This window comes from Cellvibrio polysaccharolyticus (assembly GCF_015182315.1).
Lineage (GTDB): Bacteria > Pseudomonadota > Gammaproteobacteria > Pseudomonadales > Cellvibrionaceae > Cellvibrio > Cellvibrio polysaccharolyticus.
This window is the reverse complement of record NZ_PRDL01000001.1, coordinates 3,115,286-3,134,128: the sequence shown is the minus strand read 5'-3', so window position 1 is coordinate 3,134,128 and position 18,843 is coordinate 3,115,286. Positions and strand designations below refer to the sequence as shown.

Genomic DNA, 18,843 nt, shown 5'->3' with positions numbered 1-18,843 from the left:
CATCAGGTTGCAGATGAGTCGGAAATATCCAGCTCATCCGCCGCGACTGGCTTGCCAAAATAATAACCCTGATAGTGCAAGCAGCCATGAGCTTTGAGCCAGTCGCGTTGTTCTCCGGTTTCCACGCCTTCGGCTATAACATTCAATTCCATGCTGCGGGCGAGGCTGATGATCATGCGAGCAATAGCCGCGTCGTTACTGTTGATCAGCACATCGTTGACGAAGGATTTATCAATTTTCAATTCGCTGATGGGCAGGCGTTTTAAATAAGCCAGCGACGAATAACCCGTACCGAAATCATCCAGTGAAAAAGTAATGCCGATATTTTTCAGCTCATCCATTTTAGCGATGATGTCTTGCTGGTTTTGCACCAGCATACTTTCGGTGAGTTCCAGCCTTAAATAGCGAGGGTCGGCGCCGGTGTGCTGCAGGGTGCTTAATAATTTCGCGACAAATTGTTGCTGCTGGAATTGTCGTGCGCTGACATTGATAGAAACAACCCACGCTTTGGTGGCCGGATTTTTGCTCCAGCGCACCAGCTGATGACAGGCTTCTTCCACAATCCAGTTGCCGAGCGGCAAGATCAAACCTGACTCTTCGGCGATAGGGATAAATTCCATGGGAGACACCAGGCCACGCTCCGGGTGGAACCAGCGAATCAACGCCTCGGCACCAATAACCGCACCTGTGTGATCAACCTGAGGTTGATAGAACAGGGTAAATTGTTGCTGTTGCATCGCCTCGCGAATTTCATGCTGCAACGCAAAACGCTGGGCGGTGTGTTGTTGCATTTTCGGGTCAAAAAAGCGGCAGGTATTACGACCTTCGCCTTTGGCGTGATACATGGCCTGGTCAGCCTGCTTCAACAGTTCGTCGATAGGGGCAAGCCGATCGCCAAACAGGGATATACCTATGCTGGGTGTGCTGAAATAATCCTGCCCTTCCAGGGTGTATGCTTCATTCAGACTTTCCAGAATCGTTTCAGCAATTTGTTGGGCAACTGCTGCCGCGTAATCGTGATTGGAATCCAGATCTTCCAGTACCACCAGAAATTCGTCACCGCCCAGGCGCGCCACGGTATCCTGCGCTCGCACGGCGGCGCGCAAGCGGTTGGCCACGGCTATCAATAACAGGTCACCAATGTGATGGCCGCGATTGTCGTTCAGTGTTTTGAAATCATCCAGATCAATAAACAGCACCGCCCCCAGATTCTTTTTGCGGGTACTGGCGGTAATGGCGTGTTCGAGGCGATCTTGCAACAGGCGGCGATTGGGCAGTTGGGTGAGTGGGTCAAAAAAGGCGAGATTATTAATACGCGCTTCATTTTCCTTGCGCTCGGTGATGTCCATGAGTGTGGAAACATAGTGAGTCGTTTTGCCGCTGTCATTTTTTACGGCGGTGATGGTGAGCCACTGGGGATAGATTTCACCGTTGCGACGGCGGTTCCAGATCTCACCTTTCCAATTGCCTTCGGTAGTAATGGTTTGCCACATGAGGTCATAAAACTCCGGTTCGTGATGACCGGAGTTGAACAGGCGTGGGTTTTCGCCGACTACCTCGTCGGTGCTGTAGCCGGTAATTTCACTGAAAGCTTTATTGACCCGCAGGATAACGCCCTGCGGGTCGGTGATCATCATCCCTTCGCGCGCTTCAAACGCGGTGGCGGCAACACGCAACTCTTCTTCGACCAGCCGCCGCTCGGAAATATCGCGGCTGATCATCACAAAATGTTTTTGTGGATTATTGGCGATGGCTTTGCAAGCCGTGGAGAGTTCAAACTCGTGCACGCCATCGGCTAGCGCCAGCGTGTAATATTTGCCGTAGGAAAACCCCTTGTTGGCAGCTTCATTCATGGCTTCATAAATCAGGCTGGCAACCTCGGCAGGAACGACTTTTTCAATTTTTTTGTTGAGAAAATTGTCCGGGTCGAGCAGTAACAGCTCCTGACGATGGGTGTGAAAATTATGAATGAAACCATCGTCACTGATTTCAAATAACAGGTCCGGAATAGCATCCAGGGTGGCTTGCAACTGCGCACGGGCATCGACGATTTTCCCGGTCTGTTCGTTGATCTCTGACTGCAAATTAATTTTGTGCCGTTGTAATTTCATGACCAGCCAGGTCTGGTAGCCGAGCAAACTGCTGAGCAACAGCGCCATGAATATTTCGCTTGCCAGTCGCCAGCCATTGAGCCAACCATTCACCGGGGCAACGCTGAGCGTCCAGATGCCGTTGGGAACATCAAATGACTTATTGACCGGCTCATGCAACAGGAGAGATTTTTGCACATCATCATTGGCGGCACTGAGGGCAATAATTTCCCGTGTGTCATCAATCGGGTTGATGCGCCAGAGTTCGTAGGCCAGGCCCTGGGAATCCAGCTGTCTGATATTGGCCGTGTTCAGCAGATGTTCGAGACGGATGGTGACGTTGGCAAAGCCCCAAAAACGTTGCCCACCGCCTTCATCAAGGAAGATAGGAAGACGCGCTATTACACCCTTGCCGCCCTGCACCAGATTCACTGGACCGGTCAGTGTCATCTCGCCGGAATCACGCGTGCGGATGGCTTCCCTGTTCTGGATGCTGTCGCTCAACTGGTTGAACCCGATGGAACTCTCATTACCGGCGAGCGGATAGACCTGGCTGATAATGCCATTGGGCGAGAGGCTGAGATGAGAAACACTGTCAAAATAAGGCAGCAAGTCACCGGCTACGGCGTCAAATGCGTGAGGATCACCCTGGCTTAAACGCACCAGTGTGGACATGGTGTAATTGAGGGTCAGTGCCTGGCGCAGGCTGTCGCGTAACAAAAATGCATGGTTGTGGGTGGTATTTTCAATATCGGCCCGCTGGTTGTGGCGATAATTTTGTTCAAGGTTCCATACCACCAGCGCCGAGAATAGCAGGCACACCAGAAATACCCCGAGGGCCAGCAAGCGTGGGCGGCGATAGAGCAGCGGGAACACGTCAGACATAGGCAACCAGAGTGAAAAAATGATCTGCGCCACTATAGCATTGAGCGACTAACGGATGTCGGCTATAGCGATCATTTTTTGCCCGGTATGAAAACTGTTATTAGCAGGATGGCAGGTGCATCGTTGTTTTTCAGGCAGAACGGCAGGGAAGGGAGATTGGAATTCCCGGGGCCGGTCTGGTTTGGCCCCGGGAGAGTGATAAGGTGAAGCCTGTTAGGGCCGGTTTTTAAAAGACCAGCTCTTGCCTGGCTCTGTTGCCAAATCGTATAAATAATCATTCTTGGCAAGCGGCTGGCTATCGCCCAAACCACCACGTTTATTCACAATAAATGGCTTCAACTTCGGTGTAGCAAAAATAACGTTGGGGTTTTCACCGCTGGCGGGTTCCAGGCCGGTGCCGGATGTTTGCACCAGGGGTACCGCAGAGCGAATACGCGCATTGCCGCCGTGTTTGGCGTGCAGGGTAAAGTCAGTCACTTTGCCCTCTCTCCAACGGATATCTACGACAAAACCACCGCGTACATTCAAACCTTTTACTTCACCATTCGGCAATGCATCCGGCAGAGCGGGTAACAAGTAAATAAAACCATCGTGGCTTTGCACCAGCATTTCTGCCACACCGGAGGTTACACCAAAGTTGCCGTCAATTTGAAACGGCGGATGCGCATCCAGCATATTGGCGTAGGTGCCGCCTTTTTCGGTTTTGGCGATCACTTCTTCGGTGAGGTGAATTTGTTCTTCCAGTAATTTCCAGGCACGGTTACCGTCCAGCAGGCGAGCCCACCAGTTGATTTTCCAACCCATTGACCAGCCGGTGGATTTATCGCCGCGATGATTCAAAGAAACCCTGGCGGCTTCCAACAGTTCCGGGGTGCGGAACGGAGAAATCTGGTTGGATGGATAAAGCCCGTATAAATGGGAAATATGGCGATGATGATCTTCCGGGTCATCCCAATCATGTAACCATTCCTGTAACTGACCGAAACTGCCGATTTGCATCGGCGCCAGTTGATCGCGTTTGGCGATCACATCCTGAATCAACGAATCCTGGTCGTTCAATACGTTTGCGGCATCAATAACCGCCGAGAACAGATCAAAAATAATCTGGTTATCCATGGTGGTGCCGGCACTGATAGACACAGGAACATCACCATGTACATAGGTGTTTTCCGGAGAATTGGACGGTACCTGTACCAGCCAGCCGGTTTTTGGATCTTTGCGTAGCGATTCTGCATGGAAACGCGCCGCTTCACGCAGTACCGGGTAATATTTTTGCAAAAATGCTTTATCGCCGGTAAACAAATAGCGATACCAGATGTGCTGGCTTAACCAGGCGCCACCGGTTTGCCATTGGCCGTAAAAGGGCGCATCAACCTGGCCGGTAATGCGCCATTGGTCAGTATTGTGATGTGTCATCCAGCCATTCACACCGTAAAGTTGCGATGCACTTTGCTGACCGGTTACGGATAAGTCTTCCAGCATATCGAACAGCGGCTGATGCAGTTCTGACAGGTTGGTCAGTTCAGCTGGCCAGTAATTCATTTGGGTGTTGATATTGATGGTGTACTTGCTATCCCATGGTGGATTGGTGTGCGGGTTCCAAATGCCTTGCAGGTTGGCCGGTTGCGTGCCCGGTTGTGAACTGGAAATCAATAAATAGCGACCGTATTGAAAATACAGCATGACCATATGCGGGTCATAATGGCTGGCGAATTTTTCAATACGCTCGTTGGTTGGTAAATCAAACGCCGGACTGGTGCCCAGGTCCATGCTCACGCGATGAAACCAGGATTGATAGGTTTCACTGTGGCGAGTGCGTGCTGTTACATAATTTTTTTCAGCAGCTTGCAATTTTTGCAGCGCTTTTTGCGGCGCGTTTGCGCTCAGGTCTTTATAGGACACCACGTTGGTGCCGGTAGAAATGCGCAGTGTCACAGTGTTAGCGTTAGTTACTGCCAGCTGTTGCCCGCTTGCATTTAGCGTACCGCCGGAAAGATCCGCCTCTACCAGCGTGGTGAAACGCACTTTGCCCTCAACGCCTTCGTGGTTACTACCGCGACCGTCAATGCGTAACCGATTGGCTTCGGTAGATACTTCATGCTGCATCGGACTGTTGAAACCGATGGTGGTGGTAATGCTGCCGGGTTTATCGGCGCTCAGGCGCACCACAACGACATCGTCAGTAAACGAAGAAAAAGTTTCGCGGGTGAAGGTAACGCCGTCATGCTGATAGCGCACAGTGCTAACCGCTTTTTCAATATCGAGATCACGGTAGTAGTCGGTAAATTGATCGTGATTGGCAAAGCTTAGTGTCAGCGAGCCAACGGTTTGGTAAGGCATACCGTTATTGGTTGAGCGCACTTTTTCATTGGCCAGTGTTTGTGCTTCTACGTAGCGCTCTTCAAAAATTAACTGGCTGACTTTTTCCAGCGCGTCTTTTGCAGCGGGGTTGATATTGTTGTTGGGGCCGCCAGCCCAGATGGTGTCTTCATTCAGCTGCAATTCTTCCTGCGCCGGGTTGCCAAATACCATCACACCGAGGCGGCCATTACCCAGCGGCAGAGCTTCGTTCCAGTTTTTGGCCGGCGTGTTGTACCAGAGTGTGTAGTTGTTTTTCGGTGTTTCGGGATTTTTTACCACGGGCGTGCACTGATACAGGCAGACGGTGGCAGAAAAAATGGCGACAGCTTTGGTGGTTGATTGAATAGTCCAGGACATCATCAATTTGCCTCGGTTATTGTTTTGTCATTATCTGAAAAAAAGCAAAAGGTCAGGTTTATTGTTATAGCAGGGGTAATCATAAATTATTTGTTGGTAAAAAACCGTTTATATTTAAAATTAATTTTCGAAAATTGATAAGGCGCTGCTGTTCTTATTTTATTAGGCAAATAAGCCAATTGTATTTTGTTAAAAAGGAATTAAATTCGGCGGGTACTGAAATAACAAAGCCACCGCACAGGGTGTGTGCGGTGGCTTTATTTATTGCAGGAGCAGAGGTTACGGCAGTGCTTTGTAAGTCAGGTTGCGGAATTTGGTTTTTCCGGTGCCTGCGGCATAAATTGCCGGGCGCAAACTCATAAAGCCGTAAGCAACATTGTGGTGGAAGCCGGACACTTCCATTTGCGTGTCGTATTTCTTCCAGGTTTTTCCGTTGTCGGTGCTGTAACGAATGGTCAGAATATGACGATCATTGGTAACCCGTAAACGAATGCTGTTGCCTTCCGGTTTTGCACTGCGACGTTGATCCATGCCATAGCGGTGCAGCATGAAATGATCTTCCCTTACACCGGTACCAGCATAGAGTTTATCGTTGTAGAACAACAGCGCGCCCGCCATAGCACCCGGTGACAACTCGATATCCACTTCAAATTCATAAGCCTGATCACCGGCAATAAAAGTTAACGGTGAGCTGTTGGAGGGCGAGTCGCCTTTCGGTGCGACTTCCATGTAATAACCTTTTTCATCGCGGCCGTATTTAACGCGATCAATTTCATTCACGTCACCGCGATAGAAGCTCCATTGCAAACCAAACTTGTTGGTGCTGAAGTCATCGGATAACGGAATGCCATGGGGCGCACTGGATTTGCCGCCCGCCGGTTTCGGAATCGGTTTGCCGACATCGTAACCGCGCGATACAAACCAGCCATTGTCAGTCCACTCAATCGGTTCCAGCATGGTTTGACGGCCAATGGTGTGGAAGCTGTTTTCATAACCGTGATACACCATGTACCAGTCACCGGCGGTGGGGCCTTCTACCAGCGTCGCGTGGCCGCGTGACCACCATTTTTCAGAGGCGTGTTTGGTACGAATAATCGGGTTGTGCGGTGAGTTTTCCCATGGGCCGTGTACCGATTTGGAGCGCGCCGCAATCACCATGTGACCGGTTGGTGGGCCAGCTGTGCCGCCTACTGCGGTAACCATGTAGAAGTAATCACCATGCTTGAGCATTTTCGGACCTTCCTGGGCGTAACTCTCTACGTCCCATTCTTCCGGGTATTTCCAGCCGTCGTAGACGTGTTTCATCTCGCCAACCAGGCTCAGGCCGTCATCGGACAGTTGCACGTAATCGCCGTGGGAGAAGAACAAATAACGCTTGCCGTCTTCACCGACCAGGTGGCCCGGGTCAATACGGTCGGGGTATTTTTTGTCGGGGTTCAGGTCAATCGGGTCAGACCAGGGGCCGCGAATATCGTCTGCCCACACCACGTAGTTGGAGTTATGGCCTGGCAGTTTTGCCGGGATATACACGTAGTAACGACCATTGTGTTTGGTCAGTTCCGGTGCCCAGATGCTGCCAATATATTTGGTCAATGACGGGCCTACCGGCTGCCAGTTGATCATGTCGGTCGAGTGCCAGATGGTCAGGGCAGGGTAGGACTCAAAGGTGGAGAAAACCATGTAGTAGTCATCGCCATCTTTGATAATACTCGGGTCCGGGCGGTCGCCAGCGACAATCGGGTTGAGGTAAGTACCATCCCCCAGATCGGCATTACGCTGACCTTCAAAACCTTTTGCCCATTCCTGACATTCGCGAATGAATGACAGACCGGGTTGATCGGTACAGGTTGGTGGCGCTGCAGATTTGCTGGTCTGCTGTGCGGGTGCGCAGGCTGCCGTTGCTGCTACCAGCAAGGCGCCTGCAATCAGACGCATCGGTCGATTCATACTCTGTTCTCCTCAAGTGATACAGATTGTTATTGAAGTGGTTTTTCAGGTAAATCGGTGCCGCAGATCCTTGCAGTAGTGTGGCTACACCATGTTGCGGGCAATTATTTTTAGCGAGGCAATATGGGTTTGCGGGGCGTGAATATTTTTAATCAATTTTTCCATTTCATCGTAAGCCGCACGAATCATATGATCCGAATCCTGCTTTGCCGAACACACCGGGTTGGGTAAAAAATCCAGCATGGTGTGATCATCGAACGTCGCCAGCATCATGGTGGCGGGTACTTCGCCAATCTGCTGTTTTAAGGCATGCAAAGCGCCTTCAAATACCGGAATAGACGAGGTTAATAAAATATCCGGAATGGCTTTTTTGGCGGCAAGCGCCGCTTGCATCCCCTCGGTGCCTTCGTTAAAACCATTGCGTGGTACGGTGACGATACGGATATTTTTTTCCGGAATTTTTTTGCCTTTCAAGGCTGTTTCAAAGCCGCTGATACGCGCTTTGATAGACGGCATATCCGGGTTGCCGGCGAGAAATAAAATCTCTGTTTCCCCCGCTGCTTTCGCGTTGTTTGCCAATATTTTTTCGGTCAGTGAAATGCTGGCATTTTTGTTGTCGGTAATGATTACCGGAAAATCTCTCAAGCCAAAATCACGATCCAGCAGCACCATACGGTGTTTGAAAAAGCGATTGGCTTTTTCCGGTATTTGCGGGTTGGACGGCACCACAAACAAGCCGTCAATGTTGCGCTGGCGAAAATTCTGAATCAGTTGCAATTGGGTATCCGGGTTGTCATAACAACAGGAGACAAACAGCTGTATGCCCGCATCGCGGCAGCGAATTTCCAGCTTTTCAGCCAGCGATGCGAAAAAGTGGTTCGACAGCCGCGGAACAATCAATGCCATGGTATCGGTGCGCTGCAAACGCAGACTGCGAGCAGTATGGTTAATCTGGTAGCCATGTTCTTCGGCATAGGCCTTGATGCGCTCTTCGGTGGCCATACTGATGCGGTACTGCCGTGCCTTGCCGGACAGGGCGAGGCTGACGGTGGTGGTGGATACCGAAAGTTCCGAGGCGATTTCTTCAATAGTCTTGGCCATGGCGATTTTTTGATCTACTCAATGTTATTTTTAAGATTAAGCCATTGCTAAATCGAATTTGCAATATGAAATTTGAATATAACAATCTGCTTGAGTTCAAAATTACTATATGATAATTTCTTAGCTACAACGAATTAGCAATTTTGCTAAGCCTGAATAAAAATAACCATCGAAGCGATGAAGTGAGAACGACAATGACTAAAGCCACGCCTGTAAGCACACGCGATGTTGGTCACCTTTACGCCTTCTCCGGCTCTATTATTCTTATTCCCGCAGAGTACCTGTCCTGCCCGTGATTTGTTTTAAACAGATTGCGGGTAGCTGGCTATTTGGTTTTTAAATCTAATAATTTCTTTTGATTCAACGTGTTACCTGTTTTACGTATTCGAGTGTTTTCATGGATGAAGGAGGAAAACGGTCTGGATAACCGCGCGTCAACGGAGCGGAAAGACGGCAGGAAGCCCTGTATCAACCATAAAGAGACAACCAATAAGAGAGTTATCGCATGAATAATAAAAATTTCAGTAAAAAGTTGCTCGCCCTCAGTGTATTTGCAGCAAGCGTGGGTGCTTTGCCTGCATTCGCCCAATCAGGTGCCAGTGCTATCGAAGAAGTTATCGTTACGGGTAGTTTCCGGGACAGTCTTACCAACGCGCTGAATGTGAAGCGCACCGCGACTGCAGCGGTGGATTCCATTGTGGCCGATGATATTGCGTCCTTCCCGGACAACAACCTCGCCGAAGCCATGCAGCGTGTGCCCGGCGTAAACATTGACCGCGTAGGCGGTGAAGGCAAGCAAATCAGTGTGCGTGGTTTGAGTGCTGATTTCACCCGCGTTCGAGTGAATGGCATGGAAACCATCTCTACCGGTGTCGGTAACGGTGGTCGTGCATTTGACTTCAACATTTTCGCCTCTGAATTGTTCAGCCGAATTGATGTACGCAAGTCGCAATCTGCCGAAGTTGCAGAAGGCTCGCTGGGCGCTACCGTAGACCTTGCGACTGGCAAGCCGCTGGATTACGACGCTTTCACCTTTGTAACCTCATTCCAGGGCGGCTATAACGATCAGTCCGAGTCGGTTGATCCGCGTGGTACTGCACTGATAAGTTTTACCAACGAGCCGGGTACTTTTGGTGCTTTGTTCTCTGTTGCTTATTCAGAGCGTGAAGTAGACCAGACAGGCCACAATACTGGACGTTGGGAAAGCAACACCAATACAGGCACCAACCGTTGGGCTAACTCAGCTGACCTGCCCAGTGAAGTCAACAACGCTTTCCACCCGCGCTTCCCCCGTCAATTGGATCGTAATATTCAAATCGAACGTACTGGTTTGACCGGTGCTTTGCAGTGGAAACCATCTGATCGTTCATTGCTGACGCTCGATGCCCTGTATGCAGATATTGGTAACCAGACCAGCGAATACACCTTGACGCCAATTTCTCTGGCGCGTACCGGTGCAACTGGCCGTGTAGAAACTACTGTTAATGATTACTTCTACGACGCTGATATCAAAGGTTTGACCTACGCCAATTTGTCCGGTGTTGATGTTCGTAACGAGCATTTCCGTCAGGATTGGGAAACCAAATTCCAACAGTTCTCTTTGACCTTTGATCACGAGTTCGACGATGACTTCCGCATGAAGGCGATCGTAGGGACTTCTGAATCCAAATACCGTATGAAGAGCGAAGTAACGGCCATTTTTGAAGCCTTCAACCAGGATATGTCTTACGACTATCGTGACAACTTCAAATACGGCAATGTCAGCTATGGTTTCGATGTAACTGATCCGTCCAACTATCTGGTATCCGAACTGCGCGATCGTCCATCAGCGACTGACAACACCTACGATACTGCCAGTATTGATCTTGCGCATGATTTCCAGGCTGGTGCAGTTGATCTGACCCTGAAAACCGGTTTGTCCTGGAAAAAATTCGAGTTTGAAAACGTCCAGCACACCCGTGACCGTGCGGTTATCAATCAGAACAACCACACCAACCTGGCTATCAACGTACCGGCTGGCTGTGGTCTGACCATGGCTGACCTGAGCGTAGGTCAGAACCTTGGTTCTGTTTATCAGGCAGGTGGCAGTGCGCCAGCCTTCTTCAGACCTGACCTGAATGCAGTGATTGATCGTTACAATCTGATGGACGATCCAACCTGCTTCCCGCTGACCCTTAACCAGGGTAGCGACCGTTCAGTAACCGAAGAGAGTGAAGGTGTATTCGTACAACTTGATTTCTCTACCGAACTGGCTGGCTTGCCGTTCCGTGGCGATGTCGGTGTACGTCATGTTAAAACCGACCAGCGTTCTGATGGCCGTGTAAGTGGTGTGCGTCAGGAAATCACTCGTAACTACAATGACACCTTGCCAAGTGTGAATCTGGTATTGGAACCGGTTGAGGATGTATTGGTACGTGCTTCCTGGTCTGAAGTAATGAGCCGTCCAAGCTTGGGCAGTTTGACGCCAGGTGGTAGTGTTGACCTGTTTAACCGTGGTTTGAGTGCCGGTAACCCGTATCTTGATCCGTTCCGTGCCAAGGCAACTGACTTGTCTGCCGAGTGGTATTTCGCAGAAGAGTCCATGGTGTCTCTGGCCTGGTTCAAAAAAGATATCGAGTCTTTCCCGGAAAGCATTCGTACCAGCTTGCCATGGTCTGACCTGCGCGCTATGGGTTATTCCGATAGCCTGCTCGCTTCCGGCCCTGCAACTGTGAACGATATTTTCCAATACAGCACTTCTATTAATGGTAATGGCGGTACGCTGGATGGTTGGGAACTGCAATATCAGCAACCATTTAATTTCGGTCCACGCTGGTTGCATGACTTCGGTATCAAAGCCAACTACACCTGGATTGAATCCAAGATCGACGGTGGGGTGGATACTAACGGTAACAGCATCACCACTCGTCTGAATGGACAGTCCAAAATCAGTTGGAACGCCACCCTGTGGTATGAAAACGAATCCGGTTTCAGTGGTCGTGTTTCTATGACTCACCGCGATGGTTTCCAACGTCAAACCACTGCTAACGCTGGCACGCCTGGTGTTGATGCGACTGATGCTGTACGTGTAGTTGATGCGGCCTTCTCTTACCGCCTGAACGACAATATCAAGCTGAGCTTTGATGCCCTTAACCTGACCGATGAGCCGGAAACCTGGCTGCAAAGTGGTTACATTGACACCATTATCACTTCCGGTCGTCAATATTACGCAGGTATTCAATACTCGTTCTAAGTTTTAGCTTTCCCCTGGTAGTACTCGTACCACACTGAGTGTGGCCTTTGGGGGCATGGATTCCATGCCCCGTTTTTTTTGCCTGTTCGCTGTTTTTCGACGCTGGTCGAATCATGATTATCAGGAGCGCTGCAATGCCTGACACTTCATCTATCAAGCTCACCCGAAGAAATCTGATGCGCACTGCAATGCTTGGTAGCGCCGCCGCAACATCGTTTGCCAGCCTGGCGTTTGCCAATGATGCTGAACATCCGCTGGCAACCACCCGCAGTGGCCGCGTTCGCGGACAAAAACATCAAAGCCTTTATATTTTTCGCGGTATCCCCTATGGCGCTGATACTGCACAATTTCGTTTTCAGCCGGCTGTTAAAGAAAACAGTTGGTCAACTGTGCGCGATGCGCTGGAGTTCGGTGCCTCTGCACCGCAACCAAAATCATCAGAAAATACCAGTGAAGATTGCCTGTATCTGAATGTCACTACGCCCGGTTTGCGCGATGGGCGTAAACGTCCCATTCTGGTGTATATCCATGGTGGCGCCTACAACAATGGTTCCGGCTCTGACCCGCAGTACGATGGCATTAATTTAGCGTTGCGTGGTGATGTGGTGGTGATTACGGTTAATCACCGGCTCAATTTATTCGGCTATTTATACCTCGCCGGTTTTTCCGGTTCGGCATTTCCTTACTCGGGCAACACAGGCCAACTGGATTTGGTACAAGCGTTGCAATGGGTGCAGGAACACGCGCAGGAGTTTGGTGGCGATGCCGGTAATGTTACGGTGTTTGGCCAGTCGGGCGGCGGTGCAAAAATTATTACCCTGATGGCAATGCCGGCCGCGAAAGGGCTTTTTCACCGCGCATTTACCATGAGTGGTCAGCAGGTGACGGCCGCCGGGCATCGCGCCGCCACACAGCGCGCGCAAATTTTTCTCGACGCATTGAAATTACCGGTAGAAAGATTGGATGAGCTGCGCACGTTGCCGATAGCGGCATTACAGGAAGCGGCCAATGCGCGTGATCCTTCCCGTATTGAAAACAGCAGCTTGTACTTCGGCCCGGTGCTTGACCATCGCAGTTTATTTCGCCATCCGTTTTATCCGGATGCGCCGCAACAATCCCGCCATATTCCGCTGGTCATTGGCAATACCCGCGATGAAACCCGGGCATTTCTCGGTGGTGACCCGGCCAATTTCACACTGGATTGGGCGCAACTGCCAGCAAAAATTGCCGAGCAACAATACGTTGATATCCATCCGGATGTTGTGGTTGCTCATTACCGCCAGCTTTACCCTCATTATTCTCCGTCGGATATTTTATTTGCTGCTACCACGGCCGGGCGCTCGTGGCGTGGTGCCATTATTGAGGCCGAAGCGCGGGCCGAGCAGGGCGCCCCCGCTTATGTTTATCAACTGGATTGGGGTTCACCATTGGATGATGGCAAGTTTGGTGCTTTCCATAGTCTCGATATTCCACTGGTGTTTGACACGCTCTTACAACCGGGCTCACGCACCGGTAATTCGCCGGAAGCGCAAAAAGTGGCTGATCATATGAGCCGCGCTCTGCTGGCGTTTGCCAAAACCGGCAATCCTTCCCATAGCGGTATTCCCCGCTGGAAACCTTACTCCTTAAAAAATCGCGAAACACTGGTTATTGATGTGAACTGCCGCCTCGAAAATGATCCGCGTGGCGAGGAGCGCAAATTTTATGCGCAGGCTCCTTTTATTCAGCGCGGTACTTTTTAAGTAACAGCGCATTTGGCCGCACATAATTTTTTAAAGACCGCTTTCTACAGGGTCTCTGTTTTTACCAAAGCCGAAGGCGCATGGTATGAACCATAAAAAATCCGCTTGCCGGATAGACCATAAAAATTAAACAACAAAAATGGGAGAGATTTTATGTTGTTATCCTTACGAAGCATTACCGGATTACTCCTGCTGCTGAGTACAGTGGCCTGCAGTACACCTCACTCCGCTCATGAAAAACGCAACGCAATCAATGTGTTCATTGCATCCGATTCTACCGCGACGGATCAAACCCTGAATGAAGATTATCAAACTCATCGGCACCCGGTAACCGGGTGGGGGCAATCGTTTCAGCCCTGGATTAGCGGTGACAATCTCAAGCCGTTGTACCCTTTGTTGCATGCCGAGCGGGCAACGCTGCAAAACCACGCCAAAGGCGGACGCAGTACCCGTACTTTTTTTGAAGAAGGGCGCTGGCAAGCTATTTACGATCAGCTGCAACCGGGCGATCTGGTATTGATTCAATTTGGTCACAATGATGCGGCTGAAGACAAGCATGAGCGCTACGTCAATATTCAGGGCTACAAGCAATTTTTGCGTCTCTACGTCGATCAAACCCGTGCGAAAAAAGCCATTCCGGTGTTGATGACACCGGTCAATCGCAACTACCCTTGGGAAAATGGTGTGCTGGGAAATTCTCACGGGGAATATCCGGATGCGGTAAAGGCCATTGCCGCAGAAAAAAATGTCTTGCTGGTGGATCTGGGGCAGCGCTCACGGGATTTTTTCACCAGCAAAGGTGAAGCCTATGTTGGGCCCACGTATTTTATGAATCTCAAACCCGGCGATTTCCCTGCTTACCCCAATGGCCATAACGACAACACCCATTTTCAACCGGTAGGTGGCGAGGTGGTTTCAAAGCTTGTTTATGAAGGCTTGCTGGAGCTTGCCAAAACCTTGCCTTAACAATAATTACCTGGCAGGGATGCTACTTTGATTTGAATCGGGTCGTAAGGCTCAAACCCATACAGGATCTGTGCAAGTTTTGTAGCAGGTCGCGAGATGAGGACAGTTATGTTTTTTCTACCAGTAAAGTCCACTTTCATGGTGTATCGCGATTTATGCCAATCGGTTTTCGTTGTGCTGTTAATGCTCGTCAGTGCCATGACACAGGCTGCTGACAGCCGCGAACCGGAATTGTTGTTCTATGTGTCTGCCAAAGAAAGCCTCAATGCCGACATTGCCGCCGGTGAAAAAGCGCCCAACTTCCGCGATAAAATTCAACGCGTTCCCACGGGCATTGTTAACGAAAATGGCGAGCAAGGCTGGGCTATAGAGTGGGCAGACGATGGTGTATTGAGTTGGGATGCACCGTCCAACATTCAGGCGCAGCGAGGCACCTTGTCTTTTTTCTGGCGCTCCCGCTATGCGGTCGGTGAAGCGCCGTTTGTATTATTTCGCGTCGGCTACGCCGACCACACCAGTTGGGATATGGCATGGATGCGTATCGACTGGAATGGCGAGGGCTTTGATGCTTTCGTAACCGATGCCAATCTGGCTCGCACGCGAGTTTCTTTTGCCCTTCCGCAGGCACCTGCGGCTGACGAATGGTTACACCTGGCTTTCTCATGGGACGAAACCCAAGGTGTAGTCTTTTATGTTAACGGTAAAGAAGCTGCGCGCAAAGGTATTGAATTTTATAAAGCCGGCAGTGCCGATTTTGATAGCGGGCTGGATCAATTCGGTCTGGCCGGGCGAGTGCTTTCGCCGCATCAGGTACAGAGCCGCTACAATTTTTTACGCGGCAGTGATTTTGCCGAAATACGCATTTACGATCGCATGCTGGATAACAATGCCATTGCCAATCTTTCCCGCAACGACACTCGCGTTAGCGCCGATGGGTTTGACACCCGTAAAGCCTGGCTATTTCGTCATGGCTGGAATGAACGTCAGGCCCCTCCGTTGTTGAAATCGCCCACAACTACGTTCAGAAAAGTGGAATTTACCGATGCACGGGATCTTAAACAGTGGATGTGGAAAGCTACCGATGGCATCGCCGAAACCACCTGGCCAGGTGTTTACAACCGTTCGCGGTTACCGGGGCGGGATGATTATTTTCAGTTGCCGGATTGGAATACCTACGTTGAGGGTGGCAAAAATCTTGATTTGACTTTGCCATCCGAAGCGGTCAATCGCATTGAGTTACGTGGCGCAGCGTTTGGTGAATTATTATATCGGCCGAATGAAGATGTCCAATACCGCCGCATTACCAAACGGCCGCCGGGTGTGGTGCGCAGTGTTTACGAATTTGATGCAGTGACCGGCGGCGAGTTACGTTTTGCCAACAGCGCGCAGGAAACGCCGATTCAGGAAATTCAGGCTTACCACGTTTCCGATGCCGCCGAGCCGCAAGGTGTGGTTAAACAAACTTACACCATTCGTTCCAATGTGCGGCCCGACTTCGATAATCTGGCAAGTCTGCGCGACTTTATTGCAGGCCGTTATGCGGCCGATGAACAAGCCACAGTTATCGCCTTGCCGCGCGGTGCCAACGCGCGCCGCCGCGATGCCACCGACAATCAAAACATGCAGCCTTTCGTGCATATTCTGATTCCTTCCAGTGTCAGCTACCCGCCTGCCGGCAAAGCGGTTACGCGCAGCTGGGCTTACGGTTGGGAAAACATGTATCACGGTCTCGATGGTATTGCCATTGACCTGCCAGCCTTGCCGGTTAAAGCAACGCACGGTGGTGTTATTCCGTTGAATATCCGCGTGAAAGATCCCATTTGGCCGGCTCGTGACATGATAGATATTTCCGTCTCGGTAAAACCTGGCGAAGCACGAACCTTGTGGCTGGATATGCGCGATCGCATTCTTACCGACGACAGTTTTTACATCACCATTGCTTCTGCCTCACCGGAGTTTTCCGCACAGTTGCTCGACGGTGCCGATATCCGTTTGGTGTTTAAAGAACGTAAGGATGCCATCGCCGAACATACACAGGATCGCTTTTCACAAGTGCGAGACAACTGGGGTTTCCTGGTAGAGGAACACACTACCTCGCAACGTCAGCGCTCCTATCAGCGCGCTCATAAAGACATCAGTGATTTGTTGCGCGTTGACCCGGATCACGAACCTGGCCGAACCTACTGGAATTACATGAGTTACAACAGCCAGGGCGGTTTGCCGTTTACCCAGCCGGAAGCACCGCAAGGGGTGCCGCTGTGGGCGTTTCGACAAACCGAAGATTTGAAATTGGCCCGCTATTTTATCAACTGGTGGATCGACCAACGCCAGGTTGAGTACGGTGATTTCGGTGGCGGTATTTCTGATGACTCCGACATGGTACAGCAATGGCCTGGCATGGCGCTGATGGGCGTGGATGAAGAAAAAATCAACCACTCGCTCACCGCCCTGGCAGACGCTGCTTATCGCAATGGCATGTTTACCAATGGATTGAATACTATTGAAACGGATGAATTGCATACCTACGAAGAAGGTATTAACACCAACTCGGCCATGCTCTATATCAATTGGGGCGATCCGTTAACCCTTGAGCGTTTAATGGAAACGGCCCGTGCTTACGACCGCATTATTTTGCCAAATCCGCAGGGCAATCTGTTGTTCGCCAGTAACTGGTATGGCGGTAATAAAATTTACCGCGAACCTAATTGGTCATGGCAAAAGCCTTATTCCTTCCCGATGATTCACCCGCTGCTGGTGCTGGGCGAATTCAATGCCGACCGTCGCAGTTATGAACTGATTACCGGTTTGTCTGATGGTTACATGGCCTACGCCTATACCGCAGAAGACGGTCAGTGGGTGTTGCCGAATGAAATCAACTGGCACACCGGCGAAACCCGCGGTGGCGAGATGACTCAGGGTGCCGGTTCTGGCGATGTGCCAAATTTGTTCTGGGCTGCATGGCGCTGGACAGGTGAAGAACGTTATCTCAAACCGCTGGATTATCGCCTTGCTCGCGGCGGCCCCGGCGCTTTGTCACGCTTGAATGAAAATGTTCTGGATGTTCTCGACAAACGTGAAGCATGGGGCGAGCCGCTGGTGAAATCTGCCAAAAAAGGTGCGACAGGTTTTGAAGGCGTGGTGGCCTGGGAAAGCACGGGTGATAAAAAATTCCTCGAAGAGGTTTTTGGATGGGGCATTCAATTCAAAACCCAGCGCATGTATTTGATGACCGAAGGACACTGGTGGACCGATCGTGTAGAAGCATCGCATAACCTGTTGCAGCGCACCCGTTTGGGTGGCGTGGCTTTGTCTCGCAACTTTTTCTATCCGGGGCACACAGTCAGCTGGTCATTTGAGAAACCGGATGATGCGGTCAATATTGCCATTCTTATTCCACGCCCTGATCGTAAAGCGTTCAAAGTTATTGCGCACAATTTATCTGCCGAAACCATTAATGCACAAATGACCGGTTGGAATATTACTCCGGGAAAATGGCGTGTTACCGGTGGCGTAGATACCACCAACAATGACCAGCCGGATGCTATTACTTTGGAGCGTGAGTTCCTGTTTGAAAAAAGTCGTGATGTGGCTTTGGCGTTTCCATCAAAACAAACCCTGGTGCTGAATTTTGAATTAATAGAAGAAACTTCGCCGGTAGAGCAGCGTCCTGATGTCGGTATTGGTCGTGGAGATGTTGAACATAAAGGAAATACACTCTTCGTTACCGTCCATAGCCTGGGTCATCAGGACGCACCGCAATCCCGTTTGATGCTTGAAGATAAACATCAAAACGTCATTGCCGAGGTGATAGTTCCTGCTATGCCAGCGCCAGTAGACCTAAAGCCCGTTACTTCTCGTATAGCATTGTCATTACCCAAAGGTTTTGATGTGAATGCCGGTGTATTGCGGCTTGAAATGGAAGAGGCGGAAATTACCCTACTCAATAATCGTATCGAGCTGGGTAAAGCCCTCGCCGAAAAAGATATCCCTCGTTAGGACCTAATACCTCGTTAAGACGTAAAAGTGCCGACAACACCAGGCTCGCCCCGTGCGAGCCTGGTGTCAGGTGCCAGTTCCAAAACCGACGAGTCAGGAATGACACGTCGCAGCTACAGGAACCGCATTAAATCACTGCTATCCGGTCATTGAGTATCGGATAACA

At 50.5% G+C, this 18,843-nt stretch carries 8 protein-coding genes; 4 read left to right on the top strand and 4 right to left on the bottom strand.

Annotated features, from left to right (window positions below; genetic code table 11):
• Positions 1 to 2 precede the first annotated feature (2 nt).
• The 4 genes from C4F51_RS13335 to C4F51_RS13320 form a co-directional block, all read right to left on the bottom strand.
• Positions 3 to 2,975: a bifunctional diguanylate cyclase/phosphodiesterase gene (locus C4F51_RS13335; RefSeq protein WP_193910563.1), complete on the bottom strand. Its 2,973-nt coding sequence runs from the start codon at positions 2,973 to 2,975 to the stop codon at positions 3 to 5.
• 213 nt (positions 2,976 to 3,188) lie between these two features.
• On the bottom strand, positions 3,189 to 5,696 hold the full coding sequence (locus C4F51_RS13330; protein ID WP_193910561.1) for a glycoside hydrolase family 95 protein: 2,508 nt from the start codon (positions 5,694 to 5,696) through the stop codon (positions 3,189 to 3,191).
• Between the two features lie 276 nt (positions 5,697 to 5,972).
• Positions 5,973 to 7,640 (bottom strand): family 43 glycosylhydrolase, encoded by a 1,668-nt coding sequence (locus C4F51_RS13325; RefSeq protein ID WP_202987688.1) that lies wholly within the window; start codon positions 7,638 to 7,640, stop codon positions 5,973 to 5,975.
• 84 nt (positions 7,641 to 7,724) lie between these two features.
• Positions 7,725 to 8,741: a LacI family DNA-binding transcriptional regulator gene (locus C4F51_RS13320; protein ID WP_193910560.1), complete on the bottom strand. Its 1,017-nt coding sequence runs from the start codon at positions 8,739 to 8,741 to the stop codon at positions 7,725 to 7,727.
• 505 nt (positions 8,742 to 9,246) lie between these two features.
• Here C4F51_RS13320 and C4F51_RS13315 point away from each other — a divergent pair.
• The 4 genes from C4F51_RS13315 to C4F51_RS13300 all read left to right on the top strand — a co-directional run bounded on the left by C4F51_RS13315 (position 9,247) and on the right by C4F51_RS13300 (position 18,677).
• On the top strand, positions 9,247 to 11,973 hold the full coding sequence (locus tag C4F51_RS13315; RefSeq protein WP_193910558.1) for a TonB-dependent receptor: 2,727 nt from the start codon (positions 9,247 to 9,249) through the stop codon (positions 11,971 to 11,973).
• Between the two features lie 134 nt (positions 11,974 to 12,107).
• A complete protein-coding gene (locus C4F51_RS13310) occupies positions 12,108 to 13,715 on the top strand; it encodes a carboxylesterase/lipase family protein (protein ID WP_202987687.1) in 1,608 nt (535 codons plus the stop codon).
• A gap of 153 nt (positions 13,716 to 13,868) precedes the next feature.
• Positions 13,869 to 14,681, top strand: coding sequence for a rhamnogalacturonan acetylesterase (locus C4F51_RS13305; protein WP_193910554.1), 813 nt, complete (start codon positions 13,869 to 13,871; stop codon positions 14,679 to 14,681).
• Positions 14,682 to 14,864: 183 nt separating this feature from the next.
• Positions 14,865 to 18,677: a LamG domain-containing protein gene (locus C4F51_RS13300; protein ID WP_202987834.1), complete on the top strand. Its 3,813-nt coding sequence runs from the start codon at positions 14,865 to 14,867 to the stop codon at positions 18,675 to 18,677.
• Positions 18,678 to 18,843: the final 166 nt, after the last annotated feature.